Consider the following 20,740-nt stretch of genomic DNA (forward strand, 5'->3'; position numbering starts at 1 on the left):
CTTTAGTTCAACTTATATAGATATGTTGACCGTGGAATAAAATAAAGGCGTTTTTGTCATTAAATGGCAAGGGCGTCTTTTTAGTGATAGGATTATTGGATTTTTGTAAATGACTAGCCTATAATTAGTTATTGAACTTTGTTGTGGAAAGGAAAGTGAAACGATGGCTTCAGAAAATTCATTTGATATCGTCTCCAAAATGGATATGCAGGAATTGACCAATGCGGTTCATCAGACGGAGCGTGAAATTGAAACAAGATTTGATTTTAAGGGGAGCAAAAGCAGCCTTAAGCTTGAAAAGGAAGCACTTACAATTGCATCGGAAGACGAATACAAGCTCAATGCGGTAATTGATATTTTGCAATCTAAAATGGCCAAGCGCGGTATATCCCTTAAAAACGTGGAGTACGGGAAGCTGGAGCCAGCTTCTTTGGGTTCAGTACGCCAGCGTCTTACACTCAAGCAGGGGATTGATCAGGATAATGCCAAAAAAATTAACATTCTTATCCGGGACTCCAAGCTGAAAGTGAAAAGTCAGATTCAAGGCGATCAGATCCGCGTGACCGGAAAAAACAAGGATGATTTACAAGCAGTCATTCAGTTATTGCGCAAAGCTGATTTACCATTGGAACTTCAATTTACGAATATGAAATAAAGCCGTTTTCCCTCATGCATATTGTAAGAATAAATGATGCTTGATGCGCGGCAGGTTATTTTGACATGCGTTTTGCACCATATTATACTTGTAACGAAAATGCAGATGATCAGGTGTATAGCGGTAGTCAAAACGATTTACATAGGATTGAATTCAATCCGAAAACTGCCATTTTTAATCAAGTACGATAATCAGGGGAGAGTGTGTTGTGAATTTACCCAACAGAATTACAATAACGCGGATTTGCCTCATCCCGGTGATGATGCTGGCCTTGCTGGTGGATTTTGGTTTCTATCCGCCGCCGATTGAGATCGGAGCTTTCGAGCTGCCGTATAATCAGTTGATGGCGGCTATCATTTTCCTCGTAGCCGCCAGCACGGATGGTCTTGACGGATACTTGGCCCGTAAAAATAACATGGTCACCAACTTGGGGAAATTACTGGACCCTCTTGCGGATAAGCTTCTGGTAACTGCTATTTTGGTTTCTTTGGTGGAAATGGGCAAGATTGATTCGTGGATTGTTGTTGTCATTGTTAGCCGTGAGTTTGCGGTTACTGGTCTGCGTCAAATTGCTTTATTGGATGGCTCTGTGGTCGCTGCAAGCAACTGGGGCAAATTAAAGACCATTATCCAGATTGTTGCCATTGTAGCGTTGCTCATTAATAATTTTCCGTTTGTCTTTCTGGGTATTCCGTTTGATTTAATAACGATATGGGCGGCTGCGTTTATTACTATTTACTCGGGAATTGACTATTTTGTAAAGAACAGTCATTTACTCCGCTCCTCCAAGGTCTAATAGGATAAGTTTCATGGGAACAGCGATAGGGAGTTTGCTTATTGCTGTTTCTTTGCATAATTCCCACAACATTCGCTCTACAGGAGGCAGAAACGATGAAAGCTGAAATCATCGCAGTAGGAACTGAATTATTGCTCGGACAAATTGTGAACACAAATGCCCAATATTTGTCGCAAGAGTTGGCTACGATTGGGATTGATGTATATTTTCAGACGGTTGTTGGCGATAACATGGATCGACTTCAGGAAGCGGTGCGTCTGGCTCAGAAGCGTGCGGATATTATTTTGTTCTCGGGCGGTTTGGGACCGACTCAGGATGATTTGACGAAAGATGCAATCGCCGCTGTGCTGGGGCGTAAATTGCATATAGACCGTCTCGCTATGGATAAGCTGGAACAGTTTTTCCGTAATCGCGGGGTGGAAATGACCGAAAATAATCGGCGTCAGGCGCTTTCCATTGAAGGGGCTACCCCTCTTGAAAATGAGACAGGTCTGGCTGTTGGCGATGCGATTGCACAGGATGGTAAATATTATGTGGTTTTGCCTGGACCGCCGAAGGAACTCAAACCGATGTTTAAGAATCAGGCGAAACCTTGGTTGCTCCAGCAAGCACTGAGTGGTGAGGAACTGCCGATTTATTCGAAAATGCTAAAGTTTGCAGGAATCGGCGAGTCAGCTCTCGAAACCCGCTTATTGGATCTGATCAAATCACAGACAGACCCGACCATTGCTCCTTATGCCAAGGAGGGAGAGGTCACAATCCGTATATCCACCAAGGCGGCCAACGAGAGCGAGGCATTGGTCAAGCTAGGGGCTACAGAAGCAGAAATTCAGCGGCGCCTTTCGGAATACATGTATGCGAGCGAGGACGTCACGCTGGAGAAGGTTATTGTGGATTTGATGTCCAATCGCGGACTGACTGTCAGCGCGGCAGAAAGCTGCACAGGTGGAATGCTGATGGAGCACATCACTTCCGTTCCGGGCAGCTCAGTTATGTTTCAGGGCGGTATCGTGTGTTATTCCAATGAATTGAAGAAAAAGCTGCTCAACGTGCCTCATGATTATTTGGAGGGGGACAATGCGCCCGGCGCAGTAAGCGAGGAAGTAGCCCTTGTGCTTTCTGAACAGGCAAGATTGGTCATGAACACTGATTTCGGACTCTCGGTTACAGGTGTAGCTGGACCCGGATATTCTGAGCAGAAGCCGGTTGGTCTGGTTTATATCGGTATTGCTGAGCGTGATAAGGAGACTGAGGTATACGAGCTGAAGCTGAGTGGGAACCGTGAAACGATTCGTCTGCGGTCTGTTAAAGCAATCCTGTACAGATTATGGCGCAGACTGGTGGAAAATGAGAAGCTCTCTTAATGATCTGTATCCGACACGAGTTTTCATAGAGTTGTTTTAGGTAAACGATTAATGATATAATCATACTATCGGAAGAACCGTTGCAAAAGCCTTTTTGCCTGCGGTTCTTTTTTGATTTAAGAGACAGATGGAAGTATAGAAGAGAACTGCGTAAACAAAAAAACGAATGTATGTTCGAAAAAATGCTTGGCAAGCGTGTCAAAACAAGGTATTATTAAAGTACAAACAACGAAGGATGTGAGTTTATTGTCAGATCGTCGTGCTGCGCTGGATATGGCGCTCCGTCAAATAGAAAAGCAATTCGGTAAAGGTTCCATTATGAAGTTGGGTGAGTCCACCCACATGCAAGTGGAAACAATTCCCAGTGGTTCGATTGCTTTGGATATTGCGTTAGGAACGGGTGGCTTCCCGAGAGGCCGAATTATTGAAGTATATGGACCAGAATCATCTGGTAAAACAACAGTAGCTCTTCACGCTATAGCAGAGGTACAAAAAGCAGGCGGACAAGCCGCTTTTATCGACGCCGAGCATGCGCTTGATCCGTCGTATGCTAGCAAGTTGGGTGTCAATATTGATGAGTTGTTGCTATCGCAGCCAGATACAGGAGAGCAAGCACTTGAGATTGCCGAAGCGCTTGTACGTAGTGGAGCGGTAGACATTGTTGTTGTTGACTCTGTAGCGGCACTTGTGCCAAAAGCGGAGATTGAAGGTGAAATGGGAGATTCCCATGTTGGTCTTCAAGCCCGTTTAATGTCGCAGGCATTGCGTAAGCTGTCCGGTGCTATTAACAAGTCGAATACCATTGCTATCTTTATTAACCAATTACGTGAAAAAATAGGTGTTATGTTTGGTAACCCTGAGACGACACCAGGTGGACGAGCTCTGAAATTTTATTCTACAGTTCGTTTGGATGTTCGCCGCATTGAAAGCTTGAAAAGTGGTAATGACATTGTAGGTAACCGCACACGTATTAAAGTGGTGAAGAACAAAGTCGCACCTCCTTTCCGTCAGGCGGAAGTGGATATTATGTACGGTGAAGGTATCTCCAAGGAAGGCAGTTTGATCGACATTGGTACGGAGTATGACATTGTCGATAAGAGCGGAGCCTGGTATTCCTATGAAGGTGAACGACTAGGTCAGGGACGTGAAAATGCGAAGCAATTTTTGAAGGAAAATCCGAACATTGCTAGTACGATCGAACAAAAAATTCGGGTGGCCAGCAATTTGATTGCGACGGTAGCTCCGCCGACAGAAGAAGAATTGGCACAGCAAGCCAAGGAAGAACAGGAATTGCTGGAGCTCGAGTAAATCTTGGTGAATCCTGGTTTGTGAACTGGAGCCAGGGGTATGACACAGCCGTTTGAATAGCATGATTCTGATGCCCTGCACAGTTGTGCAGGGCATTTTTGCATCGAATGTGGCCTGCGGTGTCAGCTACATTTTACTTTAGCGTGGCGGGCGTTCTCAGCTTGCTTTCGTGTATATCAAAGTGGGGGAAACACATTGCAATTGGAAGCTGAAGGTGAACACACTTCGAAGGAAAATGAGCAGCAAGGAATTTCCCTTTTTCCTGATCATGAGGAATTGATGGTTACGAGGGTGGAACAGGGGCAGGGGAGGAAACGCGGAAGATACACGATTCATTTTGGCCTGTATTCATTGTCTGTACTGGAAGATGTAATGATCAAGTACAATATGTTCAAAGGGACGACTTTCGTCAAAAAGGAACTGGAAGAAATCGTTCTGGCGGACGAAAAGCAACAGGCATACGTGCACGCGCTTCGTTATTTGGGACGAAAGCCACGTACACGTAAGGAGATTGAGCAGCGTTTGACGCAAAAGGAAATGGGTCAAGCTGTTATTGATGAAGTATTGAACCGTTTGGAGCGGGAGCAACTTGTGGATGACGATCTGTACGCTCGTCAGTGGGCAAGGCAGCGCGTAACGAGCCAGCGGAAGGGGAAGATGTGGGTAAGACAGGAACTGCGTCAAAAGGGCATCTCTAAAGCCTCTATCGGGGAAGCTTTAGGTGAGGTCAGCGATCAAGAGGAATGGGAGAGCGCTTTGATAGTCGGACGCAAAAAATGGAATCAGGTGCGTGGAGATATAATGGAGAAGAAACGGAAAACGTACCCCTTTCTCATGAGACGCGGATATTCGGGGGAAATGACACGCCGCGTAGTCAATCATCTTACGATGGCCGAGCAAGACGGGGCTTCCGATGACGAGGAATTATCGCTGTGGGATGAATAGCTGTTAAACAGCCGGGCATCCATTAGCTGGAATAAGCGAATAGGATAAGCTGGTTATCACATGGAAAGCCACATGGTAATCTACTAAAGTTTGCATTCCCTTGACAATGCCATTTGTCAAATAATAAAATATATATGAAACGATGCTTGTGGAACACCCTTTTTCCTTCCAAAAAAGTGGAGTCCACGGGTACGTTCTCATCGCCAAATAACAAGTGATGCCGCTATGCCAAGCGGAATTGTACATGTGAAAGCATGTGCATATGAAATGAAACGGCCGCATGCCGTTATCTTAGTTTGACGATCAAAGCTAATGTGACAATTGCAAAAAGTCCCAAGGAATGCCTTGGAGGAACCAACGAGGAGGTGAACAGTATGATGATGACTGCGATCTGGTTCGTTCTCGTTGCTGTAGCCGCGTTATTCTTTGGGTTCGGGATTGGTTATTTTATTCGCAAATCTATTGCAGAAGCTAAAATCTCCAGTGCGGAAGAAGCTGCCGCGCAAATCGTGGAGAACGCGAAAAAAGAGGCAGAAGCACTGAAGAAGGAAACGGTATTGGAAGCGAAAGATGAAATTCACCGCATCCGTGCCGAAGCTGAAAAAGAAACTCGTGAGCGTCGGAATGAAATTCAACGACAGGAACGAAGATTGCTGCAAAAAGAAGAATCGCTGGATAAAAAATTGGAATCGCTGGAACGTAAAGAAGAACAAGTGGCCAACAAAGAGAAACGAATCGATGAAACCCAGCAGCAGATTGATTTGATTTACAAGAGTCAGGTAACTGAGCTGGAGCGTATTTCCAATCTGACGACGGAAGATGCGAGAGGTATTATTCTGTCCAACGTAGAACAGGAAGTTCGTCATGAAACCGCTCAGATGATTAAGGAAATTGAGCAACAGGCCAAAGAGGAAGCGGACAAAAAGTCTCGTGAAATCATCACACTGGCCATCCAACGCTGTGCGGCGGACCATGTGGCGGAAACGACGGTTTCCGTGGTCACGTTGCCGAACGAAGAAATGAAAGGCCGGATTATCGGACGTGAAGGCCGTAATATCCGTGCGCTTGAAACCCTTACGGGAATTGACCTCATTATTGATGATACGCCGGAAGCAGTTATTTTGTCCGGATTTGATCCGATTCGCAGAGAGATTGCGCGTACTGCGCTTGAGAAGCTCGTAGCGGACGGACGGATACATCCGGCTCGTATTGAAGAAATGGTGGAAAAATCTCGTAAAGAAGTGGATGAACGAATCCGCGAGTATGGCGAACAGGCCACCTTCGAGGTGGGTGTGCATAGCCTGCATCCGGATTTAATCAAGATCCTGGGACGTCTCAAGTTCCGTACAAGCTACGGACAGAACGTATTGAAGCACTCGATGGAAGTTGCATACTTGACAGGTCTGATGGCCGGAGAACTGGGCGAGGACATTACACTGGCAAGACGAGCAGGGTTGCTGCATGACATCGGGAAGGCGCTGGATCACGAAGTGGAAGGATCACACGTTGAAATTGGCGTGGAACTGGCGAAGAAGTACAAGGAACACCCGGTCGTCATCAACAGTATTGCTTCACATCACGGCGACTGCGAAGCGACTTCAGTGATTGCTATGCTGGTTGGGGCGGCAGATGCCCTGTCGGCAGCAAGACCGGGAGCGCGGCGTGAAACACTGGAGACGTACATCCGTCGTCTTGAGAAGCTGGAACGCATTTCCGAGTCTTTTGAAGGCGTGGAAAAATCGTACGCCATTCAAGCTGGACGCGAAGTTCGCGTCATGGTGCAGCCAGAGAAAATTGATGATGCGGAAGCATTCCGACTGGCTCGTGATATAACGAAAACGATTGAAAATGAACTGGATTACCCAGGGCATATCAAGGTTACCGTCATTCGCGAGACCCGCGCGGTAGAATACGCAAAATAAAAGCAATTTAACGAAAAGTGGCCGCTGTTTGTAGGGCCACTTTTCATTATGTAAGGCATACCAGGGAGGGTTTTCTATCAACGTACTATTTATTGGAGATATTTTCGGTAGTGTAGGCAGAAAGGCATTAAGGGAAAATCTCCCTTCGCTAAAATCAAAATACAACCCGCATATCATTATCGTGAACGGGGAAAATTCAGCTTCAGGAAGAGGTATTACTCCAGCCATCGCGAGAGAATTTTTTGATTGGGGCGTACATGGTATTACTATGGGTAATCATACATGGGACAATAAGGATATATTTGATTTTATAGATGATGAGCCGCGTATCATACGTCCGGCAAACTTTCCGCCAGGAACGCCGGGGCGAGGCTACACCGTGGTGAAAGGTGGAGGCAAGGAGCTGGCGATCGTTAACTTGCAGGGCAGAACCTTTCTGCCACCCATTGATTGCCCGTTCCGCGCAGCAGATGAGATCGTAGATGAATTGCGCAAGAAGCATAAGCACATTTTGGTTGATTTTCATGCGGAAGCGACGTCGGAAAAAATCGCTATGGGTTGGCATCTAGATGGCCGTGCTTCAATTGTTGTTGGTACACACACCCATGTGCAGAGCAACGATGATACGATTTTACCGCAAGGAACTGCGTACCAGACAGATGTAGGCATGGTAGGTCCCTATGAAGGAGTACTTGGCATGCAGAGAGACGCCGTGTTGCAGAAGTTTCAGACTCAGCTTCCGGTACGTTTTCAACCGGACAACGGAAAATGGCATTTTCACGCAGTTAGCGTAGAGTTGAATGACAACGACGGTATGGCACGTAAAATTCAGAAAATTAGACTCAAAGAAGATGAATGGCGGATGGATTAACCTTTTTTGAAAACTGCTTAAGGAAAGAATAAGAAAAACTGTCACCAAAAAGCAGGAATTTTTTGCTGACCCTCGAATAACATCTAATAGTGGAATCAAACCATCATCATTCCCAGGGGAGGTACTTACTATGGATGTATTAAAAGTATCAGCAAAATCCAATCCTAATTCAGTTGCAGGCGCACTCGCAGGAGTACTGCGTGAACGCGGAAATGCCGAATTGCAGGCGATTGGAGCGGGTGCACTGAACCAAGCCATTAAAGCTGTAGCCATTGCCCGGGGATTTGTCGCACCAAGCGGAGTGGATTTGATTTGTATTCCTGCTTTTACGGATATTGTTATTGACGGAGAAGACCGGACTGCAATCAAGCTGATTGTAGAGCCAAGATAATAAATGTTAGTTGTTGAGCCTGTTTACGATGGTGTAAACGGGCTTTTTTGCATGGAAGTCGCCCTTTATTACATAGATTGTAAGATAACTTCATCACGCTGTAATCTATGAATGGAGGTAAGATGCATGAACAGTAAACCACACACGAAATGGTCGGTTGCCGATTTGCATTGTGATGTGTTGTGTAAGATGCAGCTTAACCCGCAGGTGGATTTCAGTCATCCCTCGCTTGATGTTACAAGAGAGCGTTTGTTAGAAGGCCATGTGAACTTGCAGACATTCGCTATATATATTTCCCAGGTGCTGGGTACGCCAAGATTTGAGCATATAATTCGTCAGGTTGAACTGTTCAGACAGCATATAATATCCCCATCTGTCGGGTTGAAGCCGCTATTGTGGAGGGAAGACTTGGAAGAACGTAAGGATACATCAGTGGGACATCCGGAAGGAAATGAAATAAAACAACATCAAGGATCACCGTGGGCTCTGCTATCGCTGGAGGGAGTGGAAGCGCTGGAAGGAAATCCGTTTTATGCTGAACTGTGCTATGCCTTGGGAATCCGATTGATCGGGTTGACGTGGAATTATGCAAATTGGGCTGCTGACGGCATTATGGAGCAGAGGGGTGGCGGACTGACTCGCAAGGGGCATGAGTTGGTCAAGCGCTGTAATGAATTAGGTTTGCTACTGGATGTATCGCATTTGTCTGTACAAGGCTTCTGGGAGGTGCTGGAGGAGGCAGCTCAACCGCCGATTGCTTCGCACTCCAACGCCTTCGCTGTATGTCCTCACACACGTAATCTTCGGGATGAACAGATTCGTGCGTTGATCGCGCGTAACGGACAGATTGGTTTGACTTTCGTCACAATGTTTCTCAAAGAGCAGGGTACGGTGACCGCTGAGGATTTGTTGCCACACATTGAACATATTTGTTCACTAGGCGGCGAACGTCATTTGATGTTCGGATCTGATTTTGACGGTATTGAGTATCATGTGCAAGGGCTGGAGCATCCGGGGAAATATCCGGGTTTTGCAGAACTGCTGCTGAAGCATTATTCTGAGGAGCTGGTCAAGGGGTGGCTGGGAGGACATGCGCTGGAATATTTACAAACAAATCTGCCTTCCAAAATGCCTTCTTAAATGAATCAATTTCATAATACCCTCAGTAGCTTTAATCAAGAGTACATATAGATAAAAATGGATTATTTGTCTATATGTAATATACATTTGGTTGCTTAATACCCTTGACAATGTGAGTTATATTACGAAATAATTGGAGCATCCTAGTATTGCATGGTGCTAAAACAACGCTTGCTGAAATATGACATACCTTGGGATGAGCCTGACGAGTCACCATGCTGTACCGCCTTGTCAGAGGGGAGCTCCATTACATAATGTTGATAAAAAAGGTTACCTGGCTTGAACTCTTCTATGACTTATTGTTTGTAGCCGCTGTCTCCAAGGCCACTCATGTTTTACTACACGTTGAACATGGTAGTATTTCTTTGGAGCATCTGGCAAAGTTTATTTTGATTTTTATTCCGATATGGTGGGCTTGGGTGGGGCAAACGGTCTACAACAACCGTTTTGGTCAAGACAGTATGACGCATCGAATCTTTATGATCCTGCAATTGTTTTTCGTGTTAATTATGACCGCCAGCCTGAATATAGATTTTGACGCGTATTATGTATCTTTTTTTGTTGGCTATATTGGTTTAAGAGGCTTGACTGCCGTTCAATATTTACTATCGGCACCCAAAGAAACGGGTCATAAACAGGAAACAGCTCGTTTTTTCGGTACCTATTTTTGGATCGGAATAGTCATCTCCAGTTTCTCCCTCTTTTTTGAATCCTGGGTTCGATATTTGATTTTATATGTCGGCATTGCTGTTGATATCCTGGTTCCTTTGATGGGTCGTAAAAAATTGGTGATCACACCTATCCATACGGAGCATCTATTAGAGCGCTTTGCACAATTCACCTTAATCCTGCTTGGCGAATCGGTAATCAGTATGCTTTCTGTTTTACAATCTGATCATTTCACAGTCTCTTCCGTTGTATTTGCTGCCTTGGCTTTTGTATTAGTCATCGCAATCTGGTGGCAATATTTTGAGAATATGGAGAAGCACGTAGATAAATCAAAACAAACAGCAGGGCAGACGATTATGTATGGTCATTTGTTTATTTATCTTTCACTTAGCATGCTAGCAGCTTCGATACAGCTCTTGTTTTTGGGACAAGTAGCTTATATCTTTGTACTTTGCTTTACCTTTGCTTCTGTACTTATTTACTTTTTGTCGGTTTTGCTGGTATTCCATCGCTACAGATTAAGTCATCTTAAACCAAGTCTTAGAGTCATTTTTTTCTTAACTGGGGTCCTCTGTGTCTTGTTTATTCTTAACATATTTATTGTTGTTCCCTCTCATCTCATCGTAGCTGAAATCATGCTGTTCTTTATTCTGTTCGCTAAAATGACAGTTCACGATATTAAAGGCTGAATAGGGCGAAAAACGGAACTTTGTCCCGCTTTCCTTTTCTTTCTTGGCAAAGTAGGCGTATAATAGCATAGATGTGTAAAGTATTGTATAGAGAAAAGGAGTGACCATACGATGAGTAAAATCGTACCTGTCGGCGTTTCCGCACGCCATATTCACCTGACTCAAGAGCATATTGAAATTTTGTTCGGAGCAGGATATCAACTGACGGAATTTAAACCATTATCCCAGCCAGGACAATTTGCTGCAAATGAAACGGTAGCCGTAATTGGTTCTAAGGGCCAATTTGATAAGGTTCGTATTTTGGGACCAGCTCGTCCGGCTTCCCAGCTTGAAATCTCTCGCACAGATTCCTTTGCTATCGGTGTAAAAGCGCCTGTACGCGAATCTGGCAGCATTGACGGAACACCAGGAATCACAGTAAAAGGACCAGCTGGAGAAGTGGAACTGCAAGAGGGCGTAATCGTAGCTGCCCGTCATATTCATTTCCATACGTCTGATGCAGCGAAATGGGACATTAAGGACAAGCAGTTGCTTAAAGTACGTGTCGGCGGCGAACGTGGTCTTGTATTCGAAAATGTTCTTGCGCGTGTGTCCGATTCTTTTGCTTTGGATATGCACATTGATACAGATGAAGCGAACGGAGCCGGCGTGAAAAACGGTGACAACGCTGAAATCGTAGACTAATATACGTATATAATGCCGAAAGGCAAAGGGTCTGATTCTTGCTAAAGAGTCGGGCTTTTTTACATACTAAGGATTCTCAAAATGGTCATCCATAAAAATATGGACATTAGATTCTCAGCGTACCCATTATGCGTTCACGGGGATATATGGCGATGGCTTATAAATCATGCTATAATTTAGTGTAATGCGTTTTTCAAAGGAGTTTTTACGGGCTTAAAAGAGATCTATCCATATGCAAAGATACAGTAAAAGCGTAATTGGCGTGAAATAGATGGTGTAAGGAGCGACCAAAGGAATGGACAAGGAAACGAAAGATTACTCCAAATATTTTGATTTCTCGGATGCAAAGATCATTTCTCAGGATGAGCATAGCAAGAAGATCCGCATTCGCGGACGTGAAATCAATATTATGGCGGAGCCGAATCATAGAAAAGAAAAGCAACGCGGTAAAGAGGATGTACAGGTATTGTACGATAATGCAGTTCCGGATGAGCTGAAGCATATCGGTGAGGGAAAGCATTACATCGTGTACACATTCGGTTGCCAGATGAACGAGCATGATTCCGAAACGATTAAAGGATTGCTGGAGCAAATGGGTTATCAGGCGACAGAGGATCGTAAGGAAGCGGACATCATTTTGCTGAATACATGTGCGATCCGTGAAAATGCGGAGGACAAAGTATTTGGTGAGCTGGGTCACCTCAAGCATCTCAAAACAGAGAAGCCAGGTATGCTGCTCGGCGTATGTGGTTGTATGTCGCAGGAAGAGAGTGTCGTCAACCGGATTTTGCAAAAGCACGGTTTTGTCGACATGATTTTTGGTACCCATAATATCCACCGCCTGCCGCAGCTCGTCAAGGAAGCACTCTTCAGCAAAGAAATGGTGGTCGAGGTGTGGTCCAAGGAAGGCGACATTATCGAGAACCTGCCTAAGAAGCGTGAGGGTATGCGGGCTTGGGTGAACATTATGTACGGCTGCGATAAATTTTGCACCTATTGCATTGTTCCATTCACACGCGGTAAGGAAAGAAGTCGTCGTCCCGAGGATGTTATTGCTGAGGTACGGGATTTGGCACGTCAGGGCTTTAAGGAAATTACTTTGCTGGGTCAGAATGTCAACGCCTATGGCAAGGATTTAAAGGATATGAATTACAGATTCGGGGATCTGATGGACGATATGCGTAAGATTAATATCCCACGTGTACGTTTTACAACATCACATCCGCGTGATTTTGATGACCATTTGGTTGAAGTGCTCGGTAAGGGCGGCAATTTGGTGGAGCATATCCATCTGCCTGTTCAATCCGGCAATACGGATATATTGAAGAAAATGAACCGAAAATATACACGTGAGCGCGTTCTGGAGCTGGCGGCGAAGATCAAAGCGGCTGTTCCGCATGCTTCGCTGACAACGGATATTATCGTAGGTTTTCCGGGCGAAACGGACGAACAGTTTGAAGATACCATTTCTCTCGTGCGCGAGGTCGGCTACGACTTTGCCTACACCTTTATTTATTCGCCACGTGAAGGTACACCAGCCGCGTCCATGGAAGACAATGTTCCTATGTCGGTCAAAAAAGAGCGTCTACAGCGTCTGAACAATGTGGTGAACCAAAACAGCCTTCGTTTTAACGGTAGACTGCGTGGCGAGGTGGTTGAAGTGCTGGTAGAAGGCGAGAGCAAAAATAACAGTGAAGTGCTTGCCGGTCGGACCCGTTCCAATAAGCTGGTGCATTTTGAAGGCTCCAAGGATCTGATCGGGACCTTTGTGCAGGTGAAAATTACGGAGCCTATGACCTTTTACATCAAGGGTGATTTGGTTCAAACTGCCGTGGCGGTCAACGGTTAACAAAGTAGCACAGCAAGGTTTGCATGTGGATCAAATATGAATTGCATGTACGACTGTATAAGTGAGAAAAGGAGCGATGGACAGTGACAGAGGAGCGGTTGCAACAGTCAGAGCATCAACCGGCGGCGCGCCAGCATGATCATTTGGTCAATCGCGATATGATATTGGCGAAAGCCCAAGAGTTGGCGGGTATTTTGGGCAACAGTGAGGAAGTACAGGTATTTCGTAAAGCAGAGGATAAAATCCGTGATCATCAGCGCATCCAGCAACTGATTGCAGCAATGAAGAAAAAGCAAAAGGAAATTGTGGCCTTCGAATCCTTGAAGAATCAAACCATGATTGCCAAAATAGAGGCTGAGCTTCAGGAGCTTCAGGAAGAACTTGACGGCATTCCGATTGTAACGGAGTTTCAGCAAAGTCAGGTGGAAATTAACGAGCTTCTGCAAATGGTTATCATGGCGATTCGTGATACGGTTGCCGAAAAGGTGAATGTGGAAGAGGGAAAAAGCACTTCCTCCTCCAATTGCAGTGACTAGAATAATGTATGGTGTGGAGGCTCAGCTTCCACGCCTTTTTTTCAGGAGCAACTTGTAATCATAACATATTGTATCGGACCTCAAGAGGAAATGGGGTATCATAGAAAGGATGAAAACAAGGGAATGGATATTTTGCGTAGTTTGGTAGAGGGTGAAGTAAATACATTTTGGGAGTATTTGGGCTGTGAATTGATCGAAGCTGATGCAAAAGAGGTACATATCGCTTTACAAGCTGGACCACAGCATACCAACGTGGTGGGTATTGTTCACGGTGGCGTACTCACAACATTGATGGATCAGGCGATGGGGATGGTTAGTATGGTTTCACGCAATATGGAATTATGTGTGACGACGAATCTGAACGTTCATTTTCTGTCTGCGATGAAACAAGGGCGATTGGAGGTTAAGGCACGAATTCTCCATCAAGGGGGGCGTACCATAACGACTGAGGCGGAAGTAAAGGATAGTGAAGGGATACTCGGCTGCATAGCTACAGCGACATTCCGAGTCTTTCGTAAACAGTCAGATCAATTGGGTAATGCCTAACTCTTGACAAAAGTTTTTATTATGTCATAATGAATTTATCAAAATGATATAATGTGGTGATGCCAATGGATAACGAACGTATAAACGAAGAGACGCAGAAAGCGTCATATAACATTAAGAAATACCGCACCCCCGATGGTGCTCCAGCAGATATCGTCATGTTCACCTTAACCAAGCGGGAGCGCAAGACGGTGACAAAGACGTTGCCAATCCGTGAGCTGAAGGTAATGCTTATCAAGCGTCGTAGTTGGCCGTTTGCTGGACGTTGGGCGTTGCCTGGGGGCTTTTGTCAGGAAGATGAATCCATTTACGGAGCTGCCAAGCGCGAGCTGTTAGAGGAAACCGGCGTGGATGGCGGTCATCTGGAGTATCTAGGTGTGTATAGTGGACCTGGGCGCGATCCGCGTGGGTGGATTATATCGCATGCATTTTTTGCACTGGTAGAGGAATGGATGCTGGAGCAGCGGCAAGCGGCGGATGATGCTTCCGAGGTTGGGCTGTTCACGATCCGTGAAGCGCTGGAGGAATTAGAGCTGGCGTTTGACCATCGGGACATTATTGTGGACGCCTACCGGAAGATCCAGTTGCAAATGCTCCAGACGACGATAGCCAAGCAGTTTTTGCCTCAGCATTTTACATTGGGCGAGCTGTATCAGGTCATTCAAAGTGTCGTACCGGATTTTGAAGAACCGAACTTTATTCGCAAAATAACGTCGACTCGTAGCAGACAGGGAATATTGGAAGAGGTACGGGACGAGAATGGCAAACCGCTCAGCTCCAACCAGTATTCACAGAGACCGGCACAGCTTTATCGTTTTAGTGACAGGGTGCCGCGATTGTCTATCTACACCTAATGTATGTTAGTAGGTCACGTAAAGAATGCATACTCCCCAATTTGAGGATGAAGGAGCTGACTGAACGATGAAGGCATTGATTGTTATTGATTACACGAATGATTTTGTGGATGGCAGTCTACCTGTTGGAGCACCAGCAATAGAACTGGATGAACGGATGGCAGCCATTACGCAGGCGTATGTGGATCAAGGGGAATTTGTCGTAATGGCAGTGGACCTGCATGAAGAAGATGATCTTTATCACCCGGAAAGCAAGCTGTTTCCTCCACATAATATTCGTGAAACCGGGGGACGAGATTTGTATGGCAAGCTCCATAACCTCTATGCCACACAGAGTGATTCCATCTATTGGATGGATAAAACACGATACAGCGCCTTCGCTGGCACGGATCTGGAGCTCAGGCTGCGTGAACGTGGTATTACGGAAGTTCATTTGATCGGTGTGTGTACGGATATATGTGTACTGCATACGGCTGTAGACGCTTATAACAAAGGATTTGCGATTACGGTGTACAAGGACGCTGTGGCGAGCTTTAATCAGGCTGGACATGATTGGGCTTTGGGTCATTTTCAGGGAAGTCTCGGAGCCGCCGTTTGGTCGGCTGAGGATACGATTTTACGCCAGAAGAAGTAAATTACTTAACGATTGTGTATCTATATCCGATAACAGAATGGAGTCGGATATTGCTGAATATGGATGGACAAGGCGTTACGCCGTTGCAAAACCGGGGACAGTCAGAGAGGATGATTACGATGCAGTCAACGAGCCTCGCATTACATACAGATAAATATCAGATTAATATGATGTACGCCCATTGGGTGAACGGAAGTCACAAACGCAAAGCTGTGTTTGAGGCATATTTTCGCAAGCTGCCTTTTGGCAACGGATATGCGGTGTTTGCAGGTCTGGAACGCATTGTGAATTATATTGCAAATCTGCGCTTTACAGAAGAGGATATCCGTTACCTTTCAGAGCAAGAGGAGAAGTATGATCCTATGTTTCTGGAGGCATTGCGCCAGTTTAGGTTTGGCGGAACCGTTCATTCGATGAAAGAAGGGGCACTTGTTTTCCCGAATGAGCCTCTGGTACGCGTCGAAGGAACGATTATGGAAACACAGCTGGTTGAGACAGCGTTGTTGAATTTTATGAACTACCAAACGCTGATTGCGACGAAGGCGTCGCGCATCAAGCAGGTTGCAAGCGGAGATACGCTGCTGGAATTTGGCACACGGCGGGCGCAGGAAGCAGATGCGGCGATTTGGGGAGCACGGGCAGCTTATGTAGCGGGCTTTGACGCAACTTCTAATATGCTGGCAGGTGAGCACTTTGGTATTCCGACCAAGGGAACACATGCTCATTCCTGGGTGCAGACCTTTATGAGCGAGCAGGAGGCTTTTGACGTGTATGCGAAGGTTTTACCGGATCAGGTCACACTGCTGGTGGATACCTTTGATACGCTGGAGAGTGGCGTTCCCCATGCGATTCGAACAGCGAAGATGCTGGAGAGTCAGGGTAAACGGATGAATTCGATCCGGCTGGATAGTGGCGACTTGGCTTATTTATCCATTCAGGCTCGGGAAATGCTGGATGCTGAAGGGCTGGATTACGTACAAATTGTAGCCTCCAATGATTTGGATGAAAATACAATTTTCAACTTAAAGGCCCAAGGCGCGTGTATCGATGTATGGGGTGTGGGGACGCAACTCATTACAGCTTCGGATCAACCTTCATTGGGCGGGGTTTACAAGCTGGTCGAACGGGAAGTAGAAGGCGAAATGCTGCCGACGATTAAAATTTCAGGCAATCCAGAAAAGGTATCCACACCGGGTAAGAAGGATGTATATCGTATTATAGATAAGAAGAAAGGGAGAGCTGTCGCCGATTATATTTCTTTTCCAGACGAAGACCGTCCGCGCAATGGAAAGCGGCTGAAACTCTTTAACCCGTTGCATCCGTATATGAAGAAGTATGTGGAAAATTACGAGGCAGTTCCGATGCTGGAGCCTATTTTCGTAAATGGGCAGAAAGTGTATGAACTTCCCGGGCTGGATGAAATTCGCGCATACCATACTTCCCAGCTGCAACTGTTTTGGCCGGAATATTTGCGGAAAATGAACCCGGAAATTTACCGTGTAAATCTCAGTGAAAAGGTATGGGGGCTGAAACAAAAGCTGATCGACAGCTATATGCAGCCAGAAGTGGAAGAAAAGGAATAGTTTTAAGAGGCACCCTGCAAATAATGGGGTGCCTCTTTGTGTTTCAGAGCATAAGAGGAAAATCTGTGTGTTATTTGTAAATTTCCCTCATGACATGCCGCAGCTCAGGTATAATAATGCGCTCCATCGCCAAACGGACGGCTCCACGTGAGCCTGGCATAGAAAACACGGCTGTCCGGTCGACAGTGCCAGCTACAGCACGACTCAATATCGCTGCAGAACCAATATCCTCGGCAAAGCTTAAATAACGGATGATTTCCCCAAATCCGGGCAGTTCCTTATCCAGCAGAGAGGATACGGCTTCATACGTTGTATCACGCGGGGAAATACCGGTGCCGCCTGTCAGAAGAACAGCCTCAATGTCATCGCGTTCCGCTGCTTCGGATACCAGTTGCCGGATGCCATCATAGTCGTCTTTGACGATAACATATCGGGCCACCTGATAGCCGTTCGTTTCCAACAGATCCACCAGTAGACGTCCTCCGGTATCTGTTTCCACGGTGCGGGTGTCGGAGACGGTTACAACCATGCAGCTAACCTGCTGTGGGGCCTCCCGTCGATGCTCCTCTACAGAAGATATATTCATTTGCAATGCTCACTCCTCGATCTATGGTTAGACATACTCTTTTTACAATAGAGGAATGATTGTCGGTGTGCAAGTCAGGAGCAGGCATTAGGGAGTTGTGTGATTTATCCCCTTGCACGGATGGGATGGAATATAGTACACTTCCTTACATAAGCCGGGATTTTTTGTTTGGTCAAGTTGAAAGCGTGAACAACGGTTGATTAATCTCAATTGTCGACGGGTAATAATACAGCAGGGTCAACAACAGGGAGGTAATGTATTATGAAACATTCATACCAACAATGCGTGGATGCTTGCCTGGAATGTATGAACGCTTGCAACGTCTGTTACGTGGCGAGCTTGAAGGAATATGATTTGGCTATGCTGCGCGAGTGTATTCGAGTGAGCCGGGAATGTGCAGAAATATGCGGGTTTGCTGCTCAAATGTTGGAACGCGGAACGGAATTTGCCGAGCAAATTTGTGAGCTGTGTGCCAAAGCCTGTGAAGTATGTGCTGCTGAATGCGGTAAGCACGCTCATGAGCATTGCAAGCAATGTGCAGCAGCCTGCCGCCGTTGTGTTCAGGCATGCCGCCAAATGGTGGCTGTGTAATTACATATAATCGAGCCAGCGCCTGAACAGAAAATAAAACATTGCTTTCTACAGGATAGGTTTGTATAATGATGGGAATTAACGTCTTGGAACGGGAGAGTAGCAGGGGAGCCATATCATTACAGCGAGCCGGAAAAGGTGGAAGCCGGTATGAGGCCCAACGTGAAGCGCACCCGGGAGACGGTTGTTCCAACACGGAGTTCCGTTAGTAGTTCAGCCCGGCAGACACCGTTATTTGTCATTGGAGTGAAATCGGCGATTATGCATAGTTCATTGCACAATCCGATTTACGAAGAGTGGTACCGCGGGGATATTGAAGTTCTCGTCTCTTGAATAATTCAAGAGGCGGGAGCTTTTTTTGTTAGATTCTAATGAAAAAAAGGAGAGAAAGCCATGCTGTTATCGATCGCTACTCAGGCTATTTCTGCCCATACGGGCTTGGAGGAAAAGGAGATTTCCTCTTTATTGGAGGTACCGCCACAACCGGAATGGGGGGATGTAGCGTTTCCCTGTTTTTTGCTGGCTAAAAAGTTTAGGAAGGCTCCGCAGCAAATTGCGTTGGAACTGGCGGAGGCCATAACCCGTAAGGAAGGACTGACTGCTTCGGCATCAGGAGCCTATGTCAATATAACACTGGGGCGTTCCATTCATATTCCACTGATGCTGGCTGAATTGAGCAAACCCGAATTTTTCAAGCCAGATCTCGGACACGGACAGCGGGTAGTGATTGATATGTCTTCGCCCAATATTGCCAAACCGTTTGGTATCGGCCATCTTCGTTCTACTGTCATCGGTGCTGCACTGTACCGCATTCTCGGGGAAACGGGGTATGTTCCAGTTAGTGTGAATCATTTGGGGGATTGGGGAACACAGTTTGGTAAGCAAATTGCGGCTTATAAAAGATGGGGAAATGAGGGGCAGCTACAGCAAGATCCGATTGGAGAGTCACTTAAGCTGTATGTGCGTTTTCATGAGGAAGCCGAGCATGACCCGTCTTTGGAGGACGAAGGTCGAGAATGGTTCCGTCGTCTGGAGCATGGAGATACTGAGGCTCAGCGGCTATGGGAGTTTTTTGTTGAAGTCAGCCTGCGAGAATTTGATCGCATGTACCAGCGTCTGAACATTACATTCGACCATGTACTGGGAGAGAGCTTTTACAATAATAAAATGCAGGCGGTTGTTGAACAATTAAAGACGAAAGGTTTGCTGGAAGAAAGTGACGGTGCGCTTGTGGTGCGTCTGGAGGATGAAGGGCTGCCGCCTTGTCTGATTTTGAAAAAGGATGGGACTACCATCTATCCGACACGTGACTTGGCTACGGCGATCTACCGTCATGAGGTGATGAAAGCTGATCGGTTGCTGTACGTGGTAGGTGGAGAGCAGCAGTTGCATTTCCGGCAGGTGTTTGAGGTGCTAAAGCGTGCAGGGGAGACGTGGGCGGAGCAGTGTGAGCACGTACCGTTTGGTCTGATGCGTTTTGCAGGTAAAAAAATGTCCACAAGACGCGGCAAGGTCGTGAAGCTGGAGGAGGTGCTGGATGAAGCGGTGGCCCGCGCTCTAACTATCATCACTCAGAAGAATCCCGATTTACAGGATCAACAGGAAATAGCCGAGGACGTCGGCATCGGGGCGATCATTTTTGGTGACTTAAAAAATAACCGCCTGAACGAAGTGGATTTCTCACTGGAGGATGCATTAACCTTTGAAGGTGAGACAGGGCCTTATGTACAATACACATATGCACGTATACGCAGTCTTTTGGAAAAAGCGCATGCTGGTGCTGGAACGGTGGTTGGTTCTGGTATCGACGTTCCTACAAGGGACGGTCATGCACCTGATCCAACCTATGCACTGGCTGAAATGCTGGGGGATGCAGGCTGGGCTCTGCTTAAGCAACTGGTTCGTTATCAGGGACAACTGGTACGTGCGGCTCGACAACTGGAACCTTCGGTTATCGCGAGGTTTGCGCTGGATACGGCGCAGGCGTTCAACCGCTTTTACGCCAAGGAACGGATTGTCGATGGTGGGGCGTGGCGCATTCAGTTGGCTGAACAAACTGCTGATATTTTGGCACATACGCTGCATCTTCTTGGCCTGAAAGCACCCTGTCGGATGTAGCCCAATATA

20 protein-coding genes and 1 other annotated feature are annotated in these 20,740 nt (G+C 46.3%); of the genes, 19 read left to right on the forward strand and 1 reads right to left on the reverse strand.

All coding sequences use genetic code 11. From position 1 onward, the window contains the following. Nucleotides 1-163: 163 nt before the first annotated feature. From ACIFQM_RS04910 to ACIFQM_RS04990, 17 genes are all read left to right on the forward strand, one after another. Entirely contained in the window at nt 164-655 is a 492-nt protein-coding gene (locus ACIFQM_RS04910; protein WP_430044357.1) for a YajQ family cyclic di-GMP-binding protein, read from the forward strand. Between the two features lie 208 nt (nt 656-863). Further along, entirely contained in the window at nt 864-1,451 is a 588-nt protein-coding gene (pgsA, locus tag ACIFQM_RS04915) for a CDP-diacylglycerol--glycerol-3-phosphate 3-phosphatidyltransferase (protein ID WP_430044360.1), read from the forward strand. A 95-nt stretch (nt 1,452-1,546) separates the two neighbouring features. After that, the gene (locus ACIFQM_RS04920) at nt 1,547-2,815 is read left to right on the forward strand and encodes a competence/damage-inducible protein A (protein ID WP_430044362.1); all 1,269 of its coding nucleotides are present in this window, start codon (nt 1,547-1,549) and stop codon (nt 2,813-2,815) included. Between the two features lie 246 nt (nt 2,816-3,061). After that, nucleotides 3,062-4,123, forward strand: a complete 1,062-nt coding sequence (gene recA, locus ACIFQM_RS04925) for a recombinase RecA (RefSeq protein WP_430044408.1) — start codon at nt 3,062-3,064, stop codon at nt 4,121-4,123. A gap of 195 nt (nt 4,124-4,318) precedes the next feature. Next, nucleotides 4,319-5,068 (forward strand): regulatory protein RecX, encoded by a 750-nt coding sequence (locus ACIFQM_RS04930; protein ID WP_430044364.1) that lies wholly within the window; start codon nt 4,319-4,321, stop codon nt 5,066-5,068. A 377-nt stretch (nt 5,069-5,445) separates the two neighbouring features. Further along, nucleotides 5,446-6,990, forward strand: coding sequence for a ribonuclease Y (gene rny, locus ACIFQM_RS04935; RefSeq protein WP_430044410.1), 1,545 nt, complete (start codon nt 5,446-5,448; stop codon nt 6,988-6,990). 76 nt (nt 6,991-7,066) lie between these two features. Beyond that, on the forward strand, nt 7,067-7,861 hold the full coding sequence (locus ACIFQM_RS04940) for a TIGR00282 family metallophosphoesterase (RefSeq protein WP_043922434.1): 795 nt from the start codon (nt 7,067-7,069) through the stop codon (nt 7,859-7,861). 130 nt (nt 7,862-7,991) lie between these two features. Next, a complete protein-coding gene (locus ACIFQM_RS04945) occupies nt 7,992-8,252 on the forward strand; it encodes a stage V sporulation protein S (protein ID WP_007430104.1) in 261 nt (86 codons plus the stop codon). A 126-nt stretch (nt 8,253-8,378) separates the two neighbouring features. Further along, nucleotides 8,379-9,392: a dipeptidase gene (locus ACIFQM_RS04950; protein WP_430044366.1), complete on the forward strand. Its 1,014-nt coding sequence runs from the start codon at nt 8,379-8,381 to the stop codon at nt 9,390-9,392. Between the two features lie 254 nt (nt 9,393-9,646). Further along, entirely contained in the window at nt 9,647-10,750 is a 1,104-nt protein-coding gene (locus ACIFQM_RS04955) for a low temperature requirement protein A (protein ID WP_430044368.1), read from the forward strand. 111 nt (nt 10,751-10,861) lie between these two features. Then, a complete protein-coding gene (gene pduL, locus ACIFQM_RS04960) occupies nt 10,862-11,434 on the forward strand; it encodes a phosphate propanoyltransferase (protein WP_013309962.1) in 573 nt (190 codons plus the stop codon). Nucleotides 11,435-11,729: 295 nt separating this feature from the next. Next, a complete protein-coding gene (gene miaB, locus ACIFQM_RS04965) occupies nt 11,730-13,283 on the forward strand; it encodes a tRNA (N6-isopentenyl adenosine(37)-C2)-methylthiotransferase MiaB (RefSeq protein WP_430044370.1) in 1,554 nt (517 codons plus the stop codon). 83 nt (nt 13,284-13,366) lie between these two features. After that, entirely contained in the window at nt 13,367-13,819 is a 453-nt protein-coding gene (locus ACIFQM_RS04970; protein WP_044644809.1) for a RicAFT regulatory complex protein RicA family protein, read from the forward strand. Nucleotides 13,820-13,942: 123 nt separating this feature from the next. After that, nucleotides 13,943-14,365: a PaaI family thioesterase gene (locus ACIFQM_RS04975; protein WP_430044412.1), complete on the forward strand. Its 423-nt coding sequence runs from the start codon at nt 13,943-13,945 to the stop codon at nt 14,363-14,365. 65 nt (nt 14,366-14,430) lie between these two features. Then, nucleotides 14,431-15,219, forward strand: coding sequence for an NUDIX domain-containing protein (locus tag ACIFQM_RS04980; protein ID WP_430044372.1), 789 nt, complete (start codon nt 14,431-14,433; stop codon nt 15,217-15,219). Between the two features lie 67 nt (nt 15,220-15,286). Continuing rightward, a complete protein-coding gene (locus ACIFQM_RS04985) occupies nt 15,287-15,853 on the forward strand; it encodes a cysteine hydrolase family protein (protein WP_430044373.1) in 567 nt (188 codons plus the stop codon). A gap of 119 nt (nt 15,854-15,972) precedes the next feature. Further along, nucleotides 15,973-17,436, forward strand: a complete 1,464-nt coding sequence (locus tag ACIFQM_RS04990; protein WP_430044414.1) for a nicotinate phosphoribosyltransferase — start codon at nt 15,973-15,975, stop codon at nt 17,434-17,436. Between the two features lie 70 nt (nt 17,437-17,506). On the opposite strand, the gene ACIFQM_RS04995 is transcribed toward ACIFQM_RS04990, so the two are convergent. Beyond that, complete coding sequence (locus ACIFQM_RS04995; RefSeq protein WP_430044375.1) at nt 17,507-18,022, reverse strand: MogA/MoaB family molybdenum cofactor biosynthesis protein; 516 nt, start codon at nt 18,020-18,022, stop codon at nt 17,507-17,509. Between the two features lie 261 nt (nt 18,023-18,283). Between ACIFQM_RS04995 and ACIFQM_RS05000 the strand changes: the two genes are divergently transcribed. Together ACIFQM_RS05000 and argS are read left to right on the forward strand one after the other, a co-directional pair. Then, a complete protein-coding gene (locus ACIFQM_RS05000; protein WP_283655681.1) occupies nt 18,284-18,613 on the forward strand; it encodes a four-helix bundle copper-binding protein in 330 nt (109 codons plus the stop codon). A gap of 78 nt (nt 18,614-18,691) precedes the next feature. Then, nucleotides 18,692-18,946, forward strand: a binding site (T-box leader). A gap of 60 nt (nt 18,947-19,006) precedes the next feature. Next, a complete protein-coding gene (gene argS / locus ACIFQM_RS05005; RefSeq protein ID WP_430044377.1) occupies nt 19,007-20,731 on the forward strand; it encodes an arginine--tRNA ligase in 1,725 nt (574 codons plus the stop codon). Nucleotides 20,732-20,740 lie beyond the last annotated feature (9 nt).

It is taken from the genome of Paenibacillus sp. NRS-1782 (assembly GCF_050467685.1).
Taxonomy (GTDB): domain Bacteria; phylum Bacillota; class Bacilli; order Paenibacillales; family Paenibacillaceae; genus Paenibacillus; species Paenibacillus terrae_A.